We start from the raw sequence: 20050 nt of genomic DNA, 5'->3' as shown, positions 1-20050 counted from the left end.
GCCCGCGCGCCCTCAGGACTCCGCGAGGCCGCCCCGCGCGATCACCTCCGCGTACCAGCGGGCGCTGTCCTTGAGGGTCCGGCGCTGGGTGGCGAAGTCCACGTGCACGATGCCGAACCGCTTGCTGTAGCCGTACGCCCACTCGAAGTTGTCCAGCAGCGACCAGAGGAAGTAGCCCCGCACGTCGGCGCCGTCCGCGAGCGCGCGGTGCACGGCGGCCAGATGCGCGTGGAGGTAGGCCACCCGCTCGGGGTCCTTCACCTGGCCCGAGGGATCGGCGTAGTCGTCGTACGCCGCGCCGTTCTCCGTGATCACCAGCGGTACGCCGGGCAGCTCGTCCCGCAGCCGGACGAGGAGTTCGTGCAGCCCGTCCGCGTCCACCGGCCAGTCCATCGCGGTGCGCGGACCGGGGGCCGGCTCGAACCGGACGTGCCGCTCGGCGCCGCCCCACGGGGCGGGCGACGCGGACGCGCCGGCCGCGACGACGGAGGGGGAGTAGTAGTTGATGCCGAGCGAGTCGATCGGCGCGGCCGCCGTCTCCAGGTCGCCGTCCCGCACGAAGGACCAGTCGGTGACCGACGCGGTGTCGCGGACCAGGTCCTCCGGGAGCCGGCCGTGGAAGACCGGGTCGAGGAAGATCCGGTTGCCGACGGCGTCGATGCGGCGTGCGGCGTCCACGTCCTCGGGAGCCTGCGAAAGGGCCCGTACGGCATGGAGGTTGAGGGTCAGCGACACCTCCGCGGACCCGGGCAGCGCGCCGCGCAGGGTGCGTGCCGCCAGCCCGTGGGCCAGGTTGAGGTGGTGGGCGGCGCGCAGCGCGGCGACGTCGCTGGTGCGGCCCGGGGCGTGCTCGCCGCTGCCGTAGCCGAGGAAGGCGGCGCACCACGGCTCGTTGAGGGTCGTCCAGGTCGCCACCCGGTCGCCGAGGGCCTCCGCCATCAGGCCGGCGTACTCGGCGAAGCGGTACGAGGTCTCCCGGTGCGGCCAGCCGCCCGCGTCCTCCAGCTCCTGCGGCAGGTCCCAGTGGTAGAGCGTCGCCACGGGGCGGATACCGGCCTCCAGGAGGGAGTCGGCGAGCCGCCGGTAGAAGTCGAGTCCCTTGCGCACGGCCGGTCCGCGGCCGGTCGGCTGGACGCGGGGCCAGGCGATCGAGAAGCGGTAGTCGGTCACCCCCAGCCGCCGCATCAGGGCGATGTCCTCGTCGACCCGGTGGTAGTGGTCGGCGGCGATGTCGCCGGTGTCGCCGTTGCGGACCTTGCCCGGGGTGCGGCTGAAGGTGTCCCAGATGGAGGGCGTGCGGCCGTCCTCGGCCGCCGCGCCCTCGATCTGGTAGGCCGCGGTGGCGGTGCCCCAGCGGAATCCCTCGGGGAAGCGGAGCGCGGTCGCGGTGTCGGTGTGGGTGTCGAGTGCGGTCATGGGACGGGAACTCCCTGGAGTGAGACGTCTTGGGGGAGGAGGAAGGGGAAGGGCGCCGGTCAGCCCTTGACCGCGCCCTGCATGATGCCGCCGACGATCTGGCGGCCGAGCAGGCCGAAGACCAGCAGCACCGGCAGGGTGCCGAGCAGGGTGCCGGCCATGATCACGGACTGGTCGTGGACGTAGCCGCCGCCGAGCTGGCGCAGGGCGACCTGGACGGTGGGCTCGGAGGAGCTCAGGGCGACGATCGGCCAGAAGAAGTCGTTCCATGCCGCCATGAAGGTCAGCAGGCCGAGCACCGCCATGCCGGGGCGGGCGATCGGCACGACGATCGACCAGAAGATCCTGGCGGTGGACGCGCCGTCGACCCGCGCGGCCTCGATCAGCTCGTCCGGCAGCGACTGCACGAGGAACTGCCGCATGAAGAACACCCCGAACGCGGACACCAGACCCGGCAGGATCACCGCCTGGAGCTGGTTCACCCACCCCAGATCGGCGATCAGCATGAAGAGCGGGATGACGCCCAGCTGCGGCGGGATCATCATCGTGCCCACGGTGACCGCGAGCAGCGCGCCCCGCCCCCGGAAGCGGAGCTTGGCGAAGGCGAAACCGGCGAGGGTGCAGCACAGCACGGTGCCGAGGGTGATCGAACCGGAGACGAGGAGCGAGTTCAGCAGCGCCTTGCCGATGTCCGCCTCCTCGAGGACCGCCTCGAAGTTCCGCATCAGGTTCGGGCCCGGCAGCAGGGCCGGCGGGATCCGGGCCAGGTCGGCGTTGGAGCGGCTCGCGGCGACGATCGTCCAGTAGAACGGGAAGGCGGACACCAGCACGGCGACGATCAGGATCGCGTACGCGACCGGACCGGCGTGCAGGGTGCGCCCGGCCCGCGAGGCGCCGCGGCGCGGCCGGCCGGCGCGCCCCGGGACCCGGCGGGCGGGCGGCGCGGCGGCGGGGGCCGGCGGTGCCGGGGTCGTCGAGGGGGCGATCGGCGCGGTCATCGGCCGGCCTCCTTGCGGGAACGGTGGCGCGCGATCAGGGCGTTGGCCCCGACGAGCACCACGATGAGCAGGAACATCACCCAGGCGATGGCGGCGGCGCGGCCGAGGTGGAAGAAGCCCCAGCCCTGCTCGTACATGTAGAGCCCGAGCGTCTGGTACTGGTGCGAGATGCCGCCCGACATCTGGCCTTCGAGCAGCAGCGGCTCCCCGAACAGCTGGGTCGCGCCGATCGTGGAGACGATGACGGTGAAGACGATCGTGGGCCGCAGTCCGGGCAGGGTGACGTGGAAGAACTGCCGCCACCGCGAGGCCCCGTCCATCGCGGCGGCCTCGTACAGCTCGTGCGGGATGGACTGCATGCCGGCCAGGTAGATCAGCGCGTTGTAGCCGGTCCAGCGCCAGACGACGATGCTCGACACCGCGATCTGCGAGGCCACCGTGTCGTTCTGCCAGTCGACAGGGCTGATGCCGACCGCCCCGAGGACGTAGTTGATCAGGCCGAAGTCGCTGCCGAAGAGCTGGGCGAAGACGAGCGTGGCGGCGGCGACCGAGGTCGCGTACGGCAGCAGGATCGCCGTGCGCAGGAAGGTGCGGCCGCGCAGCCGGTAGTTCAGGAGGTGGGCGAGACCGAGCGCCATGACCAGCTGCGGCACGGTGGAGAGCACGCCGATGGTGAAGGTGTTGCGCAGGGCGAGCCAGAAGTAGTCGTCGCCGAGGAGGGCGGTGTAGTTGCCGAGGCCGCGCCACTGCATGTCACCGGGGGTCTGGAGCTCCACCCGGTACAGCGAGACGAACGCCGTGTAGAGCAGGGGGAAGAGCCCGAAGGCGGCGAACAGGGTGAAGAACGGGGCCAGGTAGGCGTACGGCGAGAACGTCTGCCAGGCCCGCCGGGCGGCGCCGCGCCGCCGGGGCGCGGTGATCGGCCCGGGCGGGGCCGGTGCCTGGGGTGCGGTGAGGGTCACGGTGCGGCCCTTCGGGGAGGGTTCGGGGCGGTCGAGGTGGGGGTGGGGGCCGGCCAGCGGTGCGGGTCGGCCGGCCGTCCGGGTCAGCCGATGGTGTTCTCGACGCCCTTCTTCGCGTTCGACCACGCCTTCTCCGGCGAGGTGCCCTTGCGCTCGACCTCGCTCAGGGCGTTGGTGATCTGCTGGGCGATGTTCTGGTCGTGCACGCCGAGGACCTGGACGGGAGCCGCCTTCGCCGCCTCGCCGAAGATCTTGCCGGTCGGGGCGTCGGAGAAGAACGGGTCCTTCGCGCCGGCGACCTTCTCGATCGCGCCGGTGGCGGAGGGGAAGTTGCCCTGCTTCTCGAAGAGGCGGGTCTGCTGTTCGGGCGCGGTGAGCCACTTGATCAGCTCGTACGCCTCCTTCTTGTGCGCGGCGGCCTTCGGCACGGCCAGGTAGGAGCCGCCCCAGTTGCCCGCGCCGCCGGGGAGCGGAGCGACGTCCCACTTGCCCTTGCCGGCCTCACCGGCCTGGCCCTTGATGTAGCCGAGCATCCAGGCGGGGCAGGGGATGGTGGCGAAAGAGCCGGCGGTGAACGCCTGGTTCCACTGCGGGGACCACTGGTCGAGTTTGGCGCTCAGGCCGCCCTGGGCCGCCTGGACGGAGTGGTCCCAGGCGGTGCGGAGGGCGGGGTTGTCCTCCCAGATCAGCTTGCCGGAGGCGTCGTAGTACCGCTCCTTCTCCTGGCCGATCATGATCGAGTAGAGGCTGCCGACGCTGTCGAGCCAGGCGCTCCGGCCGGGTGCCTTCGCCTTGTACTGCTTGCCGAGGTCGAGGTAGCCGTCCCAGGTGGCCCACTTCTTGGCGAGTTCGTCGCGGTCGGTGGGCAGTCCGGCCTGCTTGAAGAGGTCCGTCCGGTAGCACATCGCCTCGGGGCCGACGTCGGTGCCGAGGCCGAGGACCTCGCCGCCCTTGCCGGTGGCGGCGGCCCACTTGGCCGGGGCGAACTGGTCCTTGAGCGAGTCCGCGCCGTAGGTGCGGAGGTCCGCGAAGCGGTCGGCCTGCTGCTGGGTGACGGAGGCGATCCGGCCCACCTCGATGCCCTGGACGTCGGCGAGCCCGCCGCCGCCGGCGAGCCGGGTCTGGAGGGACTTCCAGTAGTCGGCCTCGTCCTCGGTGTCGGTCTGCTTGACGGTGACGCCGGGGTGGAGCTTCTCGTACTCGGCGTACAGCCCGGCCTCCTTGTATCCGAAGGAGCCGAACAGGTCCACGGTGATCGTGACCTTGCCGCCCGCTCCGTCCGAGGACGTGTCGTCCGTCGAACCTCCGCAGGCGGTGAGCAGTGCCCCGGTGAGCGCGACCGCCCCCAGGCGGACGGCGGTTCTCTTGGCGGCTCGGGCGATGGGCATGGGAAGCCTCCCTTGGCTTCGGAACGAGCGAGAGCGTCTGAGAGCGCTCTCAAGCCTGCGGAGGGAGCGTGCCTGTGGAGCGGCTCATCCGTCAAGGCTCGAAGGCGTAACGGACGAGAAGAGCCGTCAACTCCGGTCTGTGTTCAATCTCTTGACACACTCGTTTCAAGGGTTTTACGTTTCCGGCCATCTGAGAGCGCTCTCAGCAACGCACCGCGACCCCGCGACGACATGAGGTGCCGTACATGCCAGCCCCCCGCACACGGCCGGCCGCAGCGCTGGTCCTGGTCTCCGCCCTCGCAGCCCTGGGACTCGGCCCCGCCGCCGCCCCGGCCGCCGCCGCCACCATCCCCACCGGCGCCGGCAGCTACTCCGACACCCGGCCCGCCGGAACCTCCGGCCCCACCACCAACACCGGCGCACCGGTCACCCCCAAGGTCACCCCGGCGGCCCAGGGCAAGCCGGTCCCCACCAACGACTGGTGGTCCTCCCTGGCCTTCCAGCGCTACGGCGACAACCCGTACTCCACCCCCATGTACGGCCACCCGCTCACCTACCAGGCCGTCGCCGGCGGCCTGGAGATCGGCTACCCCACCAGCCCCGCCGTCGTCGGCGACGGGCGCCAGTACGAGTTCGCGCACAAACGCGACCTCACCCTCGGCCTCACCGGCCTCAACTCGCCCGACACCAAGGCCGACGCCTGGTCCGACTGGACCGTCACCCCCTACTGGTCCGACGGCTCCCGCACCCTGCGCACCACCATCGGCCACGGCATGCCCTTCGTGTACGCCAAGGGCACCGGCGGCGACGCGCGGATCACCACCGCCGAGGCGCCCGCCGTCTTCGCCGACCAGGGCAACGTCCTCGGCATCACCGTCGCGGGCCACCACTACGCCCTCTTCGCGCCCAGCGGCACCGACTGGAACGTCTCCGGCACGACCGTCACCGCCGGGCTCGGCGGCAAGGACTACTTCTCCGTCGCCGTCCTGCCCTCCACCGACGCCCTGGCGACCTACCGGAAGTACGCCTACAGCTTCGTCACCGGATCCACGGTGAACTGGAGCTACGACGCGGGCACCGTCCGCGCCACCTACAGCCTCACCACCGAGGCCAAGGAGGGCACCGAACGCGGCACCCTCCAGGCCCTCTACCGCCACCAGTGGCTCCACACCACCGACCCGCTCACCCCGTACACCTACGTCTCGCCCCGCGGCACCATGAAGGTCCGCGAGGCCGCCTCCTTCACCACCTCCCAGCGCGCCGCCGCCACCCTGCCCGCCCTCCCCGGCGGCACCGGCGCGGACACCGCCCGGCTGCGCGGCTACCTGAACGAGGTCGCGAACTCCTCCGACCCCTTCTCCGGAGCCGTCGACACCTACTGGACCGGCAAGGCCCTCGGCAAGCTCGCCCAGCTCGTCCCGCTCGCCGACCAGATCGGCGAGGGCGCGATCCGCGACAAGCTCCTCGGCCTGATGAAGGGCCGCCTCCAGGACTGGTTCACGGCCGGCGGCGCCAACGAGTTCTCGTACGACACGGCCTGGAAGACCCTCACCGGCTACCCCGCCTCCTACGGCAGCGACACCGAACTCAACGACCACCACTTCCACTACGGCTACTACGTGTACGCCGCCGCGATCGTCGCCCAGTACGACCCCGCCTGGGCCGCCGACTCCGCCTGGGGCGCCATGGTCAAGACCCTGGTCCGCGACACCGCCAACCCCAGCCGCACCGACGGCGCCTTCCCCTTCCTGCGCGGCTTCGACGTCTACGCCGGACACAGCTGGGCCAGCGGCCACCAGGGCTTCGCCGCGGGCAACAACCAGGAGTCCTCCTCGGAGTCCACCAACCTCAGCGCCGCGCTCGTCCTCTGGGGCTCGGCCACCGGCGACACCGGCCTGCGCGACCTCGGCACCTACCTGCTCACCACCGAGGGCGAAGCCATCGCCCAGTACTGGTTCGACGCCGACCAGCAGGTCTTCCCCGCCGCCTTCCAGCACGACACGGTCGGCATGGTGTGGGGCAGCGGCGCCGCCTACTCCACCTGGTGGACCGCCAACCCCGAGGAGATCCACGGCATCAACGTCCTCCCCGTGACCGGCGGCTCCCTCCACCTCGGCGCCCACAAGGACGCCGTCCGGCGCAACATCGCCGAGATGGAACGCGAGAACGGCGGCCCCGCCGTCGAATGGCGCGACATCCTCTGGGAGTTCCAGTCCTTCGCCGACCCCGCCGCCGCCAAGGCCAAGTGGGACGCCGGGAACGCCGGGTACACCCCCGAGGCGGGCGAGTCCAAGGCCCACACCTACCACTGGCTCACGGCCCTCGACACCCTCGGCGCGCCCGACGCCTCCGTCACCGGCTCCCTCCCCACCTCCGCCGTCTTCCTGAAGGGCACCACCCGCACCTACGTCGCCCACAACCACGGCGCCACCGCCCGCACGGTCACCTTCTCCGACGGCAGGACCCTCACCGTGCCGGCCCGCTCCACCGCCATGGGCACCGGCACGGGCGGCACCGACCCCGACCCCGACCCCGACCCGGAACCCTCCACCGGCGACACCTTCCAGCTCCGCACCGGCGGAACCCTCACCACGGCGACCGGCGCCACCGCCGGCAGCGACACCCTCGCCTCGGCCGGCGGCGCCAACCACGACGGCACCCCGAACCGCCCCCTCGTCTACGAGGTCAAGGGCGTCAACGGCACCCTCAAGACCGGCGGCGCCACCGCCTTCCGCCTCCAGGTGGACGCCGGCACGGCCGTCGGTCTCGGCCAGCAGGCCCGGATCAGCTACGACCTCACCGGCGACGGCACCTTCGACAGGACGGAGACGTACCACTACTTCGCCACCGACCCGGTGACCGGCTGGGAGGAGTACGCCCAGTCCCGCGGCCTCGCGTCCGCCACCGGCACGCTCGGCGACCTGCGCGGCGGCACGGTCCGCCTGGAGGTCTGGAGCGCCATCGGCAACGCCGACGCACGGCTCCAGACGGGGACCGACCGCTCCGTGCTCGTCATCCCCTACGACTGACCCGCACCTCCCGCGAGACGGCGGCGGCCCCGGGGGACACCCCCCGGGGCCGCCGCCTCGCGTGCCGTCCCGCGCCCGTCAGGCGGAGTCGCGGCGGACCAGCGACGTCGGGGTGACGACGGACCCCGGGATCTCCGGACCGGTCCCGTCGAGCAGCCGCATCAGCAGCTTCACCATCAGCCGGCCCATGCCCTCGATGTCCTGGTGCACCGTGGTGAGGGCTGGCTCGGTCCGGTGGACCACCGACTCCATGTCGTCGAAGCCGACCACCGCCACGTCCTGCGGCACCCGCACGCCCCGCTCCCGCAGGGTCCGCAGCGCCCCCGACGCCATCAGGTCGTTCGCGACGAACACCCCGTCCACGTCCGGCCGCCGGTCGAGCAGCTCCGCCATCGCGCGGGCCCCGCTCTCCTCGGTGAAGTCACCCCGGCAGAGCAGTTCCGGATCGGCGTCGATGAGGACGTCGCGGTAACCGTGGATCCGGTCGAGCGCGGACGTCTGGTCGGGCGGCCCCGAGATGTGGGCGACGGTCCGGCGGCCGAGGCCCACCAGGTGCCGCACCGCCTCGCGGGCGCCACCGCGGTTGTCGCAGTCGACGAACGGGACGGTGGGCGCGATGCCCGGGGCCGGCCGCCCGCCGAACACCACCGGGATCCGGGCCCGGTCGATCACCGCCGGCAGCGCGTCGTCGCTGTGCAGGGAGAACGCCAGGGCGCCGTCGACGTGCCCGCCGCCGAGGTAGCGCGCGATCCGGTCGTGATCCCCCGGCCCCTCCACCCACAGCAGCACCAACTGCGCGTCGTGCGCCGTCAGCTCGCGGCTGATGCCCCGTACCTGCTGCTCGAAGAACGGGTCCGAGAAGATCCGGAACTCGGGCTCCGCGATGATCACCGCCACCGCGCCGTTGCGCCGGGTCACCAGCGTGCGCGCCGCGTGGTTGGGCACGTAGCCGAGCTCCTCGACCGCCCGGCGCACCTTCTCGACCAGCGGAGTGCGCACGCCCGCGCCCCCGTTGACGACCCGCGAGGCCGTGGCGCGGGACACGCCGGCGCGCGCGGCGACGGCTTCCAGCGTGGGGCGGGACCCCGTGGTCTGGTCGGGCACGGCGGGCGCTCCTCGGCTGCGGCGGCGGATGGGCGGCGGTCCGCGGCCCGGGACGTCGTCCCGGGGACCTCGGTCCCGCGCCCACCAGGATATCCGCCGCCCGCCGCGACTGAGAGCGCTCCCAGGAGGCGGGCCCCACGCGGCACCGCCCCGCACGCGGAAAGAGCGTGCGGGGCGGTGCCGCGAAAGGGCCGGGCGGAGTCAGCCGGCGAGGGGCGCCGCGACCCGGGCCGGGGTCTCCTCGGCTGCCCGAGGGGCGAGGGCCTTCTGCGCCAGGACGCCGAAGACCACCGCGAACACCGCCCACATCACGAGTTGGACGGCCAGCGACGCGACCCTGAACTCCCAGAGCAGCGCGGCCGGGAAGCCCGGCTTGACCGCGTCGTCGTTCGCCGGCAGCACCGCGAACGCGACGGCCGTCACGGCGATGAATCCGGCACCTGCGGCCAGCGTCGCGTTCCAGTTGCCGAGGCGCGGCGCGAGCCGCCGCCCGGCGATGACCGCGGCGAGCCCGAGGAGCACGCTGAGCAGGATCATCAGGAAGAACAGCGTCGTGCGCTTCCCGATCGTGTCCGGATTGCCGACGGCCGGAGGGGTCGCCGGATACTTCAGGAACGGCACCAGATAGACGGTCGTGAACGCGGCCGCCGAGACGAGGGCCGCCGTCGCCCGCGGGCTGAACCGGCCGACCCGGCCCAGCGCGAAGGAGAACGCCAGCGCGGCGATGCCGCCCAGGGCCACCCCGTACACCAGGACACCGGTGGCCAGACCGAAGGTCGACTGGACGGAGCGGCTGAAGCCCTCCTCTTCCTCGGCGGCGTCCTCGGTGGCCGCCGTGCCGCCGTGACCGGCGTGCGCCCCGGACAGGGCCGGGGCCTCGTGGGCGGCCTGGGCCTCCTCGACGGCGATGGCGCCGTCCACGGGAGGCTCACCCACCACATAGGCCACGGTGAAGGCGAGGAGACCGGCTATCAGGCCCGCGAGCATGCCGCGGACCAGCAGGGTTCTGACAGTGGAGGCGTGCATGTCCGTCGCCCCTCAGTGGCAGGGGAAGCCGAGCAGGTGACGTCCGTCGTGCACCCACTCGTGCACGTCGGAGCCCGCGAACAGCGAGGTGGCACCCTGCTCCGCGCCGACGAAGTACAGGGCGATCAGGGCGAGAAGGCCCACGAAGAAGGCCCAGGGAAGGACGGCCCGGACGGGCAGCGGAGCCGGTACGGCCACGGAAGGGGCGGAAACGGCAGCGGAGACGACAGCCTCGGCCATGATGAAACCTCCTGCGGGAACTCGCGTCCCAAACGGTGGTGCAGGACGACGGTCCACGGGTCTGACTCCCCGCGACGCCACCCTCAGGGGGCGCGCGGCATACAGTGGCGCGACCGTGCCGGGTTCTCACCGGACTTCCGTCTCGCCGTCGTCACGCTGTTCAGATGTCGCCTGACCGTACCGCGTGCCGGTGCCGCCGCCAAGAGCGTGAGTCCTGGATCACTCTGCGTACGCACCTGGAGAGAAGGAACATGATGACCCTTCGGCTGACGCTGATCTCCCCGGCGACGAGCGAGGCCCTGCGCGAGGTCCGCTTCGACGACGACGGCCCGCTCGACCCGGCGGGCATCGCCCGCGCGGAGTCCCTCGCCGCCGCCGTCATCGCGTCCTCGCCCGCCTGGACCTCGCCTTCGGCGCGCTGCCGGGGCACGGCACGGGCGCTCGGTCTCCGGGCCGAGCCCCTGGACGAACTCGCCGCGTGCGACATGGGGCGGTGGCGCGGACGGACCCTCGCCGCGGTCGCCGCCGACGAGGAGGAGGCGGTCGCCGCGTGGCTGTCCGATCCGGCCGCGGCGCCCCACGGCGGCGAGTCCCTGCGCGACCTGCGCGGGCGGGTCGGCGCCTGGCTCGACACCCTCGGGTCCGCCTCCGGCCCCCGCACGGCGGTCGTCGAGCCGGACGTCGTCCGTGCCGCCGCCCTCCACGCCCTCGGGGCACCGGACGGAACCTCCTGGCGCCTCGACGTCCGCCCGCTGACCGCCCTGCACCTCACCGGCCGCGCCGGCCGGTGGAACGTGCGCATGGGCGAGCCGCTCGGGCCGGCGTAGAGGGTCTGCGGTCGATCGGGTCGGGCCGGCGACGCCCGGCACCGCTCGGCCGTGGATCACACGGGGCGGTGCCACTCCCGGATCAGGAGGTAGCCGAGGTAGGTGCCGCCGACGGCCATCGTGTACAGCCCGACGGGCAGGTCGTCGAAGAGGGGCAACTGCTGCGCGGTCAGGTCGGCGAGGACGAGCAGCAGGGCGCCGAGGAGGCTGGACATGACCAGGTGGGGGCCGCCGCTGCGGGTGACGCGCTTGGCGATCTGGGGCGCCGTCAGGGAGATGAAGGCGATGGGCCCGGCGACGCTGACCGCACCGGCGGAGAGCACGATCGACAGGGCGACCGCCGCGGTGGTGGTACGGGCCGGGCGGGTGCCCAGACCGGTGGCCGTGTCGTCGCCCATCTCGCCGATGCTCAGCGGCCGGGCGAGCAGGGCCGCGAAGGGCGCGGCGGCGAGGAGCACGATCCAGATGACCGTCGCGTCGTCCCAGGAGCGGGCGGAGAGACTGCCGTTGATGTAGGAGGTGAGCGCGCTGGCCTTGTCCCGCTCGACGGCGTAGACCACGTACTGGGTCAGGGCCGTCGCCATCGCGGCGACGCCGATGCCGGCCACCACCAGCCGCCCGGGGCTGCGGAAGCCGGTCCCGGTGGCGAAGTAGACGAGGGCCATGGCGATCAGCGCGCCGAGCAGGGCGCCGACGGCGACCGGCATGGCGTCGGGCAGGAAGAGCGCGGCGGCCGCCGCGCCCGCCCCGGCGCCGGCCCCGAGTCCGATCACGTCCGGACTGCCCAGCGGATTGCGGGTGACGGACTGGAACAGGGCCCCGGACAGACCGAAGGCCGCGCCGGTGGCGATGGCCACCACGAGGCGCGGACCGCGGAGCCGGTTGAGGACGAACGCGTTCTTGCCGGTGGCCTCGCCCATGACGGCCGACGGGAGGTCGGCGAGGTCGATGCCGAGCCGGCCCATCGACAGCGTCGCGGCGGCGGCGCCGACCAGCAGCAGCAGGGTGACCCCGGCGGCGATCAGCGAGGAGCGGCGCACGGGTACGGCGAGCCAGGGGCCGATCCGTACGACGCTGCGGCGCGCGGGCCGGGCCGGACGGCGCGCCGGCGGCACGGTCCCGGAGTCGGCTCCGGCGCCGGTGGTGGTCGGGGTGGCGGTCGGGTCGGCGGTCTTCATGCCGCTCCCCTCATACGGCGGACGGCGAAGAGCAGGGCGGGGGCTCCCACGAACGCGGTGACGACGCCGACCATCAGCTCCTGCGGGCGCAGGAGGACCCGTCCGACGACGTCCGCGAAGAGCAGGAGAGTGGGCCCGGCGAGCGAGGTGAAGAGGATCTGCAGCCGGAAGTCGGCACCTACCAGCACCCGGACCAGGTGCGGGACGGCGAGTCCGACGAAGGCGATGGGGCCGACGGCCGCCGTGGCGGCGCCGGCCAGCAGGGTCGCGGCGAGCAGCCCGGCGCCCTTGACGCGCGCGGGGCTGATGCCGAGGGAGGCGGCCTTGTCGTCGCCCATCGCCATGGCGTTGAGCCCGGGCGCCAGCACCAGCGCGAGGACGAAGCCCGCCGCGGCGAACGGCAGGACCGCCCACACCGCGTCGAACCCGCGGCCGCCGAGCGCCCCGACCACCCAGTAGCGGTAGGTGTCGAAGACCTGCGGCCTGGAGAGCGCGACGGCCTGGATGAACGCGGAGAGGACGGCGGTGAGCACCGCGCCCGCCAGCACGAGGCGGACCGGTCCGCCGCCACCGCCGGCGGTGCCGATGAGGTGGACGACGACGCCGGTCGCGAGCGCGCCGGCCAGCGCCCACCAGATGGTCTCCCGCTGCCCGGAGGCGCCGAGGAAGGCGGTGGCGGCGACGATGCTGGCGGACGCGCCCGCGTTGATGCCGAGCAGTCCGGGCTCGGCCAGCGGATTGCGCGTGATGCCCTGCATCAGGGTGCCGGCGACGGCGAGGCAGAGACCCGCGAGCACACCGAGGACGGTGCGCGGGTAGCGGCTCTCGATGACGGTACGGGTGTACTCGTCGCCGCCGCCGGTGAGGACCCGCAGGACATCGCCGGCGGAGGTGGGCTTGCTGCCGAACATGACGCTGGCGAGCAGCGCGAGGGCGAGCAGCACCAGACAGAGGACGGCGGCCATGACATGCCGGGCAGGGCCCCGCCGTACGACGGCGGGGCCCTGGCCGATCCGGGAGAGAGTGGTCACGCTGGGACCGCTGTTACTTCCCGGCCTTGGCGACGGCCTTGTCGATCATCGGCAGGTAGCGCTCGATGCTGTACGGCACCGTCAGCGGGTTGATCATCGAGGAGGCGGTGACGAAGGGGGTGTCGTGGCTGTAGATCAGCGCATCCTTCTTCACGGCGGGGATGGCCGCGTACAGCGGCTGGGCCTCGACGGCCTCGCGGGACTTCTCGTCCATGTAGAAGGTGAAGGCGATGTCGCTCTTCGCCAGCTTGTTGGCGTTCTCCAGGCCGATCAGGGCGGAGTCGGTGCCCTCGGTCTCCGGGAAGGTGTTCACGATCGGGTCGACCTTGAGGCCCAGCTTGGAGACCATGGCGACGCGCTGCTCCTCGGGCTTGAAGATGCCGAGGGTGCCGGGGCCGGTGTTGTAGATGTACGAGAACGTGACGTTCTTGTAGTTGGGGCGCGAGGCGGCCGCGTCGGAGAGCTGCTTGTCGATCTTCGACTCCAGCTCCTTGGCCTTCTCCGGCTGACCGAGCGCCTTGGCGATGATCTCGATCTGCTGGTCCCAGTTCGTGCTCCACGCCTTCTCGGGGTAGGCGACGGTGGGCGCGATGTCCTTGAGGATGTCGTACTGCTTCTGCGTCAGGCCGGACCACGGGGCGAGGATGACGTCGGGCTCGAGCTCGGTGATGGCCTCGATGTCGAGTTCCTCGCCGCCCTTGAACTGCTTGGGCAGCGTGGCGCCGGACTTCGTCACGGCCTCGTGGATCCAGGGGAGGTAGCCGGACTTGTCGCTGCCCCAGGGGTACTCCTCGATGCCCACCGGGACGTTGCCGAGGGCGATGGCCGTCTCGGCCGAGCCCTGCCCGAGGGTCACCACGCGCTTGGGCTTCTCCTTGATGACCGCGTCACCGAGGGCGCTCTTGATGGTGACGGGGAAGGCGCCCGCCGGAGCCTTGGCCGCCGTGCCCGCCGCGTCGTCTTTCTTCTCGTCCGAACCGCACCCGGTCACCATGAGGCCGAGCGAGACCGCGGCGGCACCCGCCGCGAGGACGCGACGGCGAAGAGGGGTGAACACAGAAGGCATGGTGGATCCTTGTCTCCGGGCAGAGGTGTGCTGAGGCGCGCCGCCGCAGGCCCCCGGGCAGGGAACATGCCGGGCAGCGACCATCGCGAGGCGTTGTTAGGTGAGCCTAACCTATCTCTTGTGGGTGTGGATCACCAGGGGCCCGCCCGGCCGCCCGGCCGGTGCCCCGCGCCGTTTCCCCGGCTGCCCGTCAGGCCGGCGCGTCCCCCCAGGCCGTCGACAGTCCGTCCAGCCACGCGGGCGGCAGTTCGGCGGCGTCCCACTCCTCGTGCAGTGCCGAGGGCGCGGCGGCGAGCCGTTCCAGGACGGCGACGCAGGTGGGGGAGTGGACCAGGGAGTAGCGGCCGTGGATCGCGATCGGACTGCCGGGCCCGTACTCCGCGAACAGCCGCTCCAGACGGGCGCGGTGCGTGGCCGCGAACTCGGCCAGCCGACCCGCGTACCGCGAGCGCTGACGGGAGCTCATGGTGGCGAGCACGGCCACCAGCACCTGGTCGGTGACCTCGGGGTCGAGCTCGGAGACCTCCGTGAACTCCAGGTGGAGCGCGGTCACCGCGACCTTGGTGCGCGTGACCTCCGTCCGCCCCACCGGCGGACGCTCGTCCGGGGAGTCGGCCGTCGGATCGGAGGCGACGGCGCGGCGCAGGGCGCGCTCGGCGATGTCGCCGAGCGCGTCGGTGACGGTCCGGGTGCCGTCGAGCCACCCGGACGCGTACGGCTCGCCCTTCTCCTCCGGTGCGCTCCACGCGGTCCCGTCGACCTCCTCGTACGCGAGGGCCACGGCGCCGGCCTCGACGAAGCCGATGAGCTCCTCCGCGTCACCGGACCACACTCCCGCCCGGGCGAGCAGCTGGAGGAGCGTCCGCTTCGCGTTGAGCACGCTGACCGCGTCCAGCTGCTGCCGTCCTTCTTCGGCGGTGGTCATGGGGTCCTCCTCGGCATAGGGACAGCGCGGTGCGGAGTACGCGGAACGCTCTGTTCGAGCCTACGCAACGCCCGCCCCCCGGCGCCCCCACCGGGGCCGATGCCGTGGCGGAACTCCGGCACCGGGCCCCCGGGGGTGTGTCAGCCGACGAACTCCCCGTCGCGGGCGACCACGACGCCGCCGTGCACGACCATGTCCCGGCGGGGCATGTCGACGACGACCTGGGGCAGGCACTCGCCCCGCACGAGGACGAAGTCTGCCGGGGCGCCGGGCGCGAAGTCGGCGTGCGCGAGGCGCATCACGTCCGCGCCGCCGTGGGCCGCGACGCCGTAACAGTCCGTCAGCTCGTCGTCGAGCCGGACGTCCGTCACCCAGCCGAGCAGGTGCGCGCGGTGCATCATGTCCGCGTTGCCGAACGGGCTCCACGAGTCGCGCACGCCGTCGGACCCGAGTCCGACCCGTACCCCGTGCTCGCGCAGGCGGGCGATCGGCAGGACGAGGGAGTCGGAGGGCGCGACCGTGGTGAGGGCGATGTCCTGGTCGCCCAAGTCGGCGGCGACGGAGCCGAGTTCGCTGTCACTGAGCCCCGGCAGGCAGAAGACGTGGCTGACGGTGACCCGGCCGGCGAGGGAGAGGGCGCGGGTGCGGTCGATGATGCCGCGCATGGCGCGGAGGCCCTTCTCGCCCCGGTCGTGCAGGTGGATGTCGACGCCGACGCCGTGCCGGTCCGCGATGCCGAAGACGGTGTCGAGCTGCTCGTCGAGGGCCTGGTCGAAGCCGATCGGGTCGATGCCGCCGATCATGTCGACGAGGCCCGCGCGCGCCGCCCTCTCCAGCAGCGCCGCCGTGCCAGGGGTGCGGATGACGCCGTGCTGCGGGAAGGCCACGATCTGGACGTCCAGTGCGTGCCGCAGCCGCTCGCGCGCCTCGGCCAGCCCCTCGACGCCCGCGAGGCCGTAGGCGGGTGCCACGTCGGCCTGGGCGCGCATCGCCCGGGTGCCGCGGGCGACCGCGTGGGACATCAGTCCGTAGGCGCGCTCCGCGACCGGCCGGCGCTGGCTGCGGAAGAGCTCCACGTCCTGGGCGACGTAGTCGGCGATGGCGCCCGCCGGCCGTCGTGACACCCAGGAGCCGCCCCAGGTCGTCTTGTCGGGGTGGATGTGGGCGTCGACCAGGGACGGCAGCGCGATGCGGCCGCCGCCGTCCACGACCTTCGCGCCGTGCGGCGCCGGACCGGCCGAGATCCGGCCGTCGACGACCACCAGGTCCGTGGCGCGCGCCGCGCCGAGCACCCGCACGTCGCGGAAGACCACGGCCCTGGCGCGGCGGCCCGCGCCGGCGGCCGCCGGGGACTCGGCGTGGCCTCCGGCGGATTCGGCGGCGTACGTGCCACCGGCCGTGGCGCCCATCGTCGCGCCCGTGCCCGCCAGGGCGGCGGCCCCGGCCAGCATCGTGCGGCGGGAGAGCGCGCCGGTGGGGGAGGAGGACGACTGCATGGGAACTCCTTGGAAGGGGCGGACGGACCAGGCCGACGGTCCCCGTTTTGTATACCAAGGCTGAAGCGATGAACAAGAGGGTGAGGTGCGACCCGGGAAATCACGGTCGATTGGGGAGGCTGCTCCCGGCGGGGGATGCCTTTCGCGGGCTCTTGGTATACAAATAGCGTCAGGCGTCGCCGAAGAGGGAGCGCAGGGCGACGGCCCTGCTGTCCCGTACGTGCAGCAGCGTGCTCGCCGCCGCGGCCTCCGGGTCGCCGGCGGCGATCTGCCGGTACATCTCGGCGTGCTGGGCCCGCATGTGCGCCGGCTCCTCACGCAGACCGAACAACAGCCGCAGCTGCCAGCTCAGCTGCTCCATCGTGCGGCCGAGCAGCGGGTTGCCCGACAGGGCGACGACACCCTCGTGGAACGCGGTGTGGGCGGCCACCTCGCGCGTCCCCTCGTCCGCCGCGGCCGCCGACTCGGCCTGGCGGAGAGTGGAGCGCAGCGCGGCGAGCCCCTCGGCCGCGCCCGCCGACACGGCCCGCGCCGCGAGCCGCGACGCCTGGACCGCCAGCGGCTCCCACACCTCGTACAGGTGCTCCACGTCGGCCCGTTCGAGGCGCCGCACCCGGACCCCGCTGTGCGGGAGCAGTTCCAGGAGCCCTTCGGAGACGAGGGCGCGCAGCGCCTCGCGCACCGGTACGCGGGACATGCCCAGCTCCTCGGCGACCTCGCGCTCGACGAGCCGGGCACCCTGGGCGTACCGCCGGTCGACGATCCGCTGGAGGACGGCCTCGCGCGCCCGGGCACCGAGCGGTACCGGCGCGGGCGCGTGCGGGGCGGCCGGGTCCGCGGCCGCCGGATCCGGGGCGGGTGCCTTCGAGGCGGACTTCCCCGCGACGGGCTTCCCCGCTACGGGCTTCCCGGCGGCGGTCCGCGGTGGTCCGCCGTCCTCGGCCGCCGTGCCGGTCCTGCGTCTGTCCGCCACCGTTCCCGTCCTCTTCCGTCCGTCGTCGGGCGTGCCCGGGCCGAGGATACGTCGGGCCCCGCCACGTGTGTCCCCGGGCCGGCTCCGCCCCACCTGTGGTACTGCATTGAGGTGACATCACGTCATTTGCCCCTGATGCCATGAAAGGTGCCCTTCGTGTCGCAGGAAGAGCGGAAAACCGACGGCCACCCCGGCCGTGCCCGGACGGACCGGGTCGTGTTCGGCGTCACCGCCGTCCTCACGGTCGCCTTCGTCGTCTGGGGGGCCACGGCCACGGACAGCCTGGAGTCCGCCTCCAGCAGGCTCCTCGACGGCCTGATCCGCAACGGCGGCTGGGCGTTCATGCTGGTCGCGTCCGGGTTCGTGGTGTTCGCCCTGTGGCTGGCCATCAGCCGGTACGGCCGGGTCACCCTCGGCCAGGAGGGCGAGGCACCGGAGTTCAGGACCGTGTCATGGATCGCCATGATGTTCAGCGCCGGCATGGGCATCGGCCTGATGTTCTACGGGGTGAGCGAGCCCCTCGCCCACTACGGCAGCCCGCCGCCCGGCACCCGTCCCGCCGACTCGGCCGAGCGGATGGAGACCGCGATGGCCACCACGCTGTTCCACTGGACGCTCCACCCGTGGGCGATCTACGCCGTGGTCGGCCTCGCCATCGCCTACTCCACGTTCCGGTGCCGCCGCCGGCAGACCATCAGCGCCGTCTTCGTCCCGCTGATCGGCGAGCGCCGGGCGTACGGAGGACCCGGCCGGGTCATCGACATCCTGGCCATCTTCGCGACCCTCTTCGGCTCCGCCGCCTCGCTCGGCCTCGGCGCGCTCCAGATCGGCAGCGGCTTCGAGGAGCTCGGCTGGATGGAGAAGACCGGCACCGGGCTGCTCGTCGCCATCATCGCCGTCCTCACCGTGGCCTTCGTGTGCTCCGCGATCTCCGGCGTGGAGAAGGGCATCCAGTGGCTCTCCAACATCAACATGGTGCTCGCGGGCGTGCTCGCGCTCTTCGTCTTCGTGGCCGGCCCGACCATCATCGTGCTCGACCTGCTGCCCACCTCCCTCGCCGCCTACTTCGGCGACCTGCCGCAGCTCGCCGGCCGTACCGAGGCGACCAGTGGCGCGGACATCCACGACTGGCTGGGCAGCTGGACCGTCTTCTACTGGGCGTGGTGGATCTCCTGGACGCCGTTCGTCGGCATGTTCATCGCCCGCATCAGCCGGGGCCGGACCATCCGCCAGTTCGTCGGCGGGGTCATCCTGGTCCCCAGCACGGTCAGCCTCGTGTGGTTCGCCGTCTTCGGCGGTACGGCGATGAAGCTCCGAGAGCAGGGCGCGCTCGCGGGGGAGGCCACCCCCGAGGGGCAGCTCTTCGGTGTGCTCCAGGAGTTCCCGGCCGCCGGCGCCATGAGCCTGCTCGTGATGGTCCTCGTCGGGATCTTCTTCGTGTCCGGCGCGGACGCCGCCTCCATCGTCATGGGAACGCTCTCCCAGCGCGGTGCCTTCGAACCCACCCGGCTCGTGGTCGTCTTCTGGGGCGTCGTCACCGGCGCGGTCGCCGCCGTCATGCTCCTCGTCGGCAACGGCCAGGGCGACGCGCTGGCGGGTCTGCAGAACCTGACCATCCTGGTCGCGGCGCCGTTCGTGCTCGTGATGATCGGCATGTGCGTGGCACTCATGCGGGACCTGCGCGAGGACCCCCTGATCGTCCGCGGAGAAGTGGGGCGCGAGGCCGTCGAGGTCGCGGTGATCGCGGGCCACGAGAAGTACGATGGCGACTTCGAGCTGACGATCGGCCCGGGCTCGCCGGACACGGACCGCTCCTGACGGCGCCGGCCTCGGCCCCGTGGGTGTACGCCGGGCCCCATTCCCCGTGGGTGTACGCCGGTCTCAGTCCCCGTGGGTGTAGCGGGAACGCACCCACAGGGGCAGGGCGAACCAGCAGACCAGGTACCAGGCCAGGACGCCGGTGACGAGCCACGGCACGTACGAGTCGTTCGTGGCCACCCGCAGCACCAGCAGGAGGGCCGACGTCAGCGTCGCGAGGAGCAGCAGGAGCCCGGTGAAGACCAGCCGGGAGGCCCAGACGACCGCCTGGGGTTTGAGCCGCCGCCCGGCCACGATCCGGTGGAAGGCGACGGGGCCGATGAGCGCGCCCGTCGCCACGGAGCCGAGGACCACCGTGACGACGTAGATGGTCCGGTCCGTCGTCCCCAGCCCCTGGAAATGCGGAGTGAAGACCACGGTGAGGAGGAAGCCGAGGAGGATCTGGACACCGGTCTGCGCCACCCGGATCTCCTGCATGATCTCCTGCCAGCGCCGGTCCGCCCGCTCCGTCTCCGTCTCGTCGCGTCCGTCCGCCCGCCGCGCACCGCGCCCCGGGTCCTCCGCCATGGACAT

At 72.8% G+C, this 20050-nt stretch carries 17 protein-coding genes; 3 read left to right on the top strand and 14 right to left on the bottom strand.

Features of this window, described 5'->3' with window-relative positions:
- Positions 1-12 precede the first annotated feature (12 nt).
- The 4 genes from ACFVZH_RS00910 to ACFVZH_RS00895 form a co-directional block, all read right to left on the bottom strand.
- Positions 13-1416, bottom strand: a complete 1404-nt coding sequence (locus tag ACFVZH_RS00910) for a GH1 family beta-glucosidase (protein ID WP_384891070.1) — start codon at positions 1414-1416, stop codon at positions 13-15.
- Between the two features lie 59 nt (positions 1417-1475).
- Complete coding sequence (locus tag ACFVZH_RS00905; protein WP_384891066.1) at positions 1476-2414, bottom strand: carbohydrate ABC transporter permease; 939 nt, start codon at positions 2412-2414, stop codon at positions 1476-1478.
- Positions 2411-3376, bottom strand: coding sequence for a carbohydrate ABC transporter permease (locus ACFVZH_RS00900; protein ID WP_384891063.1), 966 nt, complete (start codon positions 3374-3376; stop codon positions 2411-2413). Before ACFVZH_RS00900 ends, ACFVZH_RS00905 begins: the two co-directional genes overlap by 4 nt.
- 83 nt (positions 3377-3459) lie before the next feature.
- Positions 3460-4764 carry an ABC transporter substrate-binding protein gene (locus ACFVZH_RS00895; RefSeq protein ID WP_384891059.1) on the bottom strand — a complete coding sequence of 435 codons (1305 nt, stop codon included), beginning with the start codon at positions 4762-4764 and terminating at the stop codon, positions 3460-3462.
- A gap of 245 nt (positions 4765-5009) precedes the next feature.
- Between ACFVZH_RS00895 and ACFVZH_RS00890 the strand changes: the two genes are divergently transcribed.
- The gene (locus tag ACFVZH_RS00890; RefSeq protein ID WP_384891055.1) at positions 5010-7793 is read left to right on the top strand and encodes a glycosyl hydrolase; all 2784 of its coding nucleotides are present in this window, start codon (positions 5010-5012) and stop codon (positions 7791-7793) included.
- A gap of 78 nt (positions 7794-7871) precedes the next feature.
- On the opposite strand, the gene ACFVZH_RS00885 is transcribed toward ACFVZH_RS00890, so the two are convergent.
- The 3 genes from ACFVZH_RS00885 to ACFVZH_RS00875 all read right to left on the bottom strand — a co-directional run bounded on the left by ACFVZH_RS00885 (position 7872) and on the right by ACFVZH_RS00875 (position 10163).
- Positions 7872-8897, bottom strand: a complete 1026-nt coding sequence (locus ACFVZH_RS00885; protein WP_384891053.1) for a LacI family DNA-binding transcriptional regulator — start codon at positions 8895-8897, stop codon at positions 7872-7874.
- 201 nt (positions 8898-9098) lie between these two features.
- A complete protein-coding gene (locus ACFVZH_RS00880) occupies positions 9099-9923 on the bottom strand; it encodes a CbtA family protein (RefSeq protein ID WP_384891050.1) in 825 nt (274 codons plus the stop codon).
- Between the two features lie 12 nt (positions 9924-9935).
- On the bottom strand, positions 9936-10163 hold the full coding sequence (locus ACFVZH_RS00875; RefSeq protein WP_017236531.1) for a CbtB-domain containing protein: 228 nt from the start codon (positions 10161-10163) through the stop codon (positions 9936-9938).
- A gap of 254 nt (positions 10164-10417) precedes the next feature.
- Here ACFVZH_RS00875 and ACFVZH_RS00870 point away from each other — a divergent pair, with 254 nt between their 5' ends.
- Positions 10418-10990, top strand: coding sequence for a histidine phosphatase family protein (locus ACFVZH_RS00870; RefSeq protein WP_384891712.1), 573 nt, complete (start codon positions 10418-10420; stop codon positions 10988-10990).
- A 56-nt stretch (positions 10991-11046) separates the two neighbouring features.
- Here the strand turns inward: ACFVZH_RS00870 and ACFVZH_RS00865 are convergent, their stop codons facing one another.
- The 6 genes from ACFVZH_RS00865 to ACFVZH_RS00840 all read right to left on the bottom strand — a co-directional run bounded on the left by ACFVZH_RS00865 (position 11047) and on the right by ACFVZH_RS00840 (position 17659).
- On the bottom strand, positions 11047-12168 hold the full coding sequence (locus tag ACFVZH_RS00865) for a FecCD family ABC transporter permease (RefSeq protein WP_384891046.1): 1122 nt from the start codon (positions 12166-12168) through the stop codon (positions 11047-11049).
- Complete coding sequence (locus tag ACFVZH_RS00860; protein ID WP_384891043.1) at positions 12165-13199, bottom strand: FecCD family ABC transporter permease; 1035 nt, start codon at positions 13197-13199, stop codon at positions 12165-12167. Before ACFVZH_RS00860 ends, ACFVZH_RS00865 begins: the two co-directional genes overlap by 4 nt.
- Before the next feature lie 13 nt (positions 13200-13212).
- Complete coding sequence (locus ACFVZH_RS00855) at positions 13213-14265, bottom strand: iron-siderophore ABC transporter substrate-binding protein (protein WP_384891040.1); 1053 nt, start codon at positions 14263-14265, stop codon at positions 13213-13215.
- A gap of 190 nt (positions 14266-14455) precedes the next feature.
- Complete coding sequence (locus tag ACFVZH_RS00850) at positions 14456-15190, bottom strand: hypothetical protein (protein WP_384891037.1); 735 nt, start codon at positions 15188-15190, stop codon at positions 14456-14458.
- A gap of 140 nt (positions 15191-15330) precedes the next feature.
- On the bottom strand, positions 15331-16686 hold the full coding sequence (locus ACFVZH_RS00845; RefSeq protein ID WP_384891033.1) for an amidohydrolase: 1356 nt from the start codon (positions 16684-16686) through the stop codon (positions 15331-15333).
- Between the two features lie 169 nt (positions 16687-16855).
- Complete coding sequence (locus tag ACFVZH_RS00840; RefSeq protein WP_384891029.1) at positions 16856-17659, bottom strand: GntR family transcriptional regulator; 804 nt, start codon at positions 17657-17659, stop codon at positions 16856-16858.
- 147 nt (positions 17660-17806) lie between these two features.
- On the opposite strand from ACFVZH_RS00840, the gene ACFVZH_RS00835 reads away from it, so the two are divergent.
- A complete protein-coding gene (locus tag ACFVZH_RS00835; protein ID WP_384891026.1) occupies positions 17807-19477 on the top strand; it encodes a BCCT family transporter in 1671 nt (556 codons plus the stop codon).
- 63 nt (positions 19478-19540) lie between these two features.
- Here ACFVZH_RS00835 and ACFVZH_RS00830 read toward each other — a convergent pair whose 3' ends face one another.
- A complete protein-coding gene (locus tag ACFVZH_RS00830; protein WP_384891023.1) occupies positions 19541-20044 on the bottom strand; it encodes a DUF6328 family protein in 504 nt (167 codons plus the stop codon).
- Positions 20045-20050 lie beyond the last annotated feature (6 nt).

Source organism: Streptomyces sp. NPDC059534, assembly GCF_042743475.1.
Classification (GTDB): Bacteria; Actinomycetota; Actinomycetes; order Streptomycetales; family Streptomycetaceae; genus Streptomyces.
Note: the sequence above shows the minus strand (reverse complement) of the source record. Positions and strands in the feature narration are given on the sequence as shown.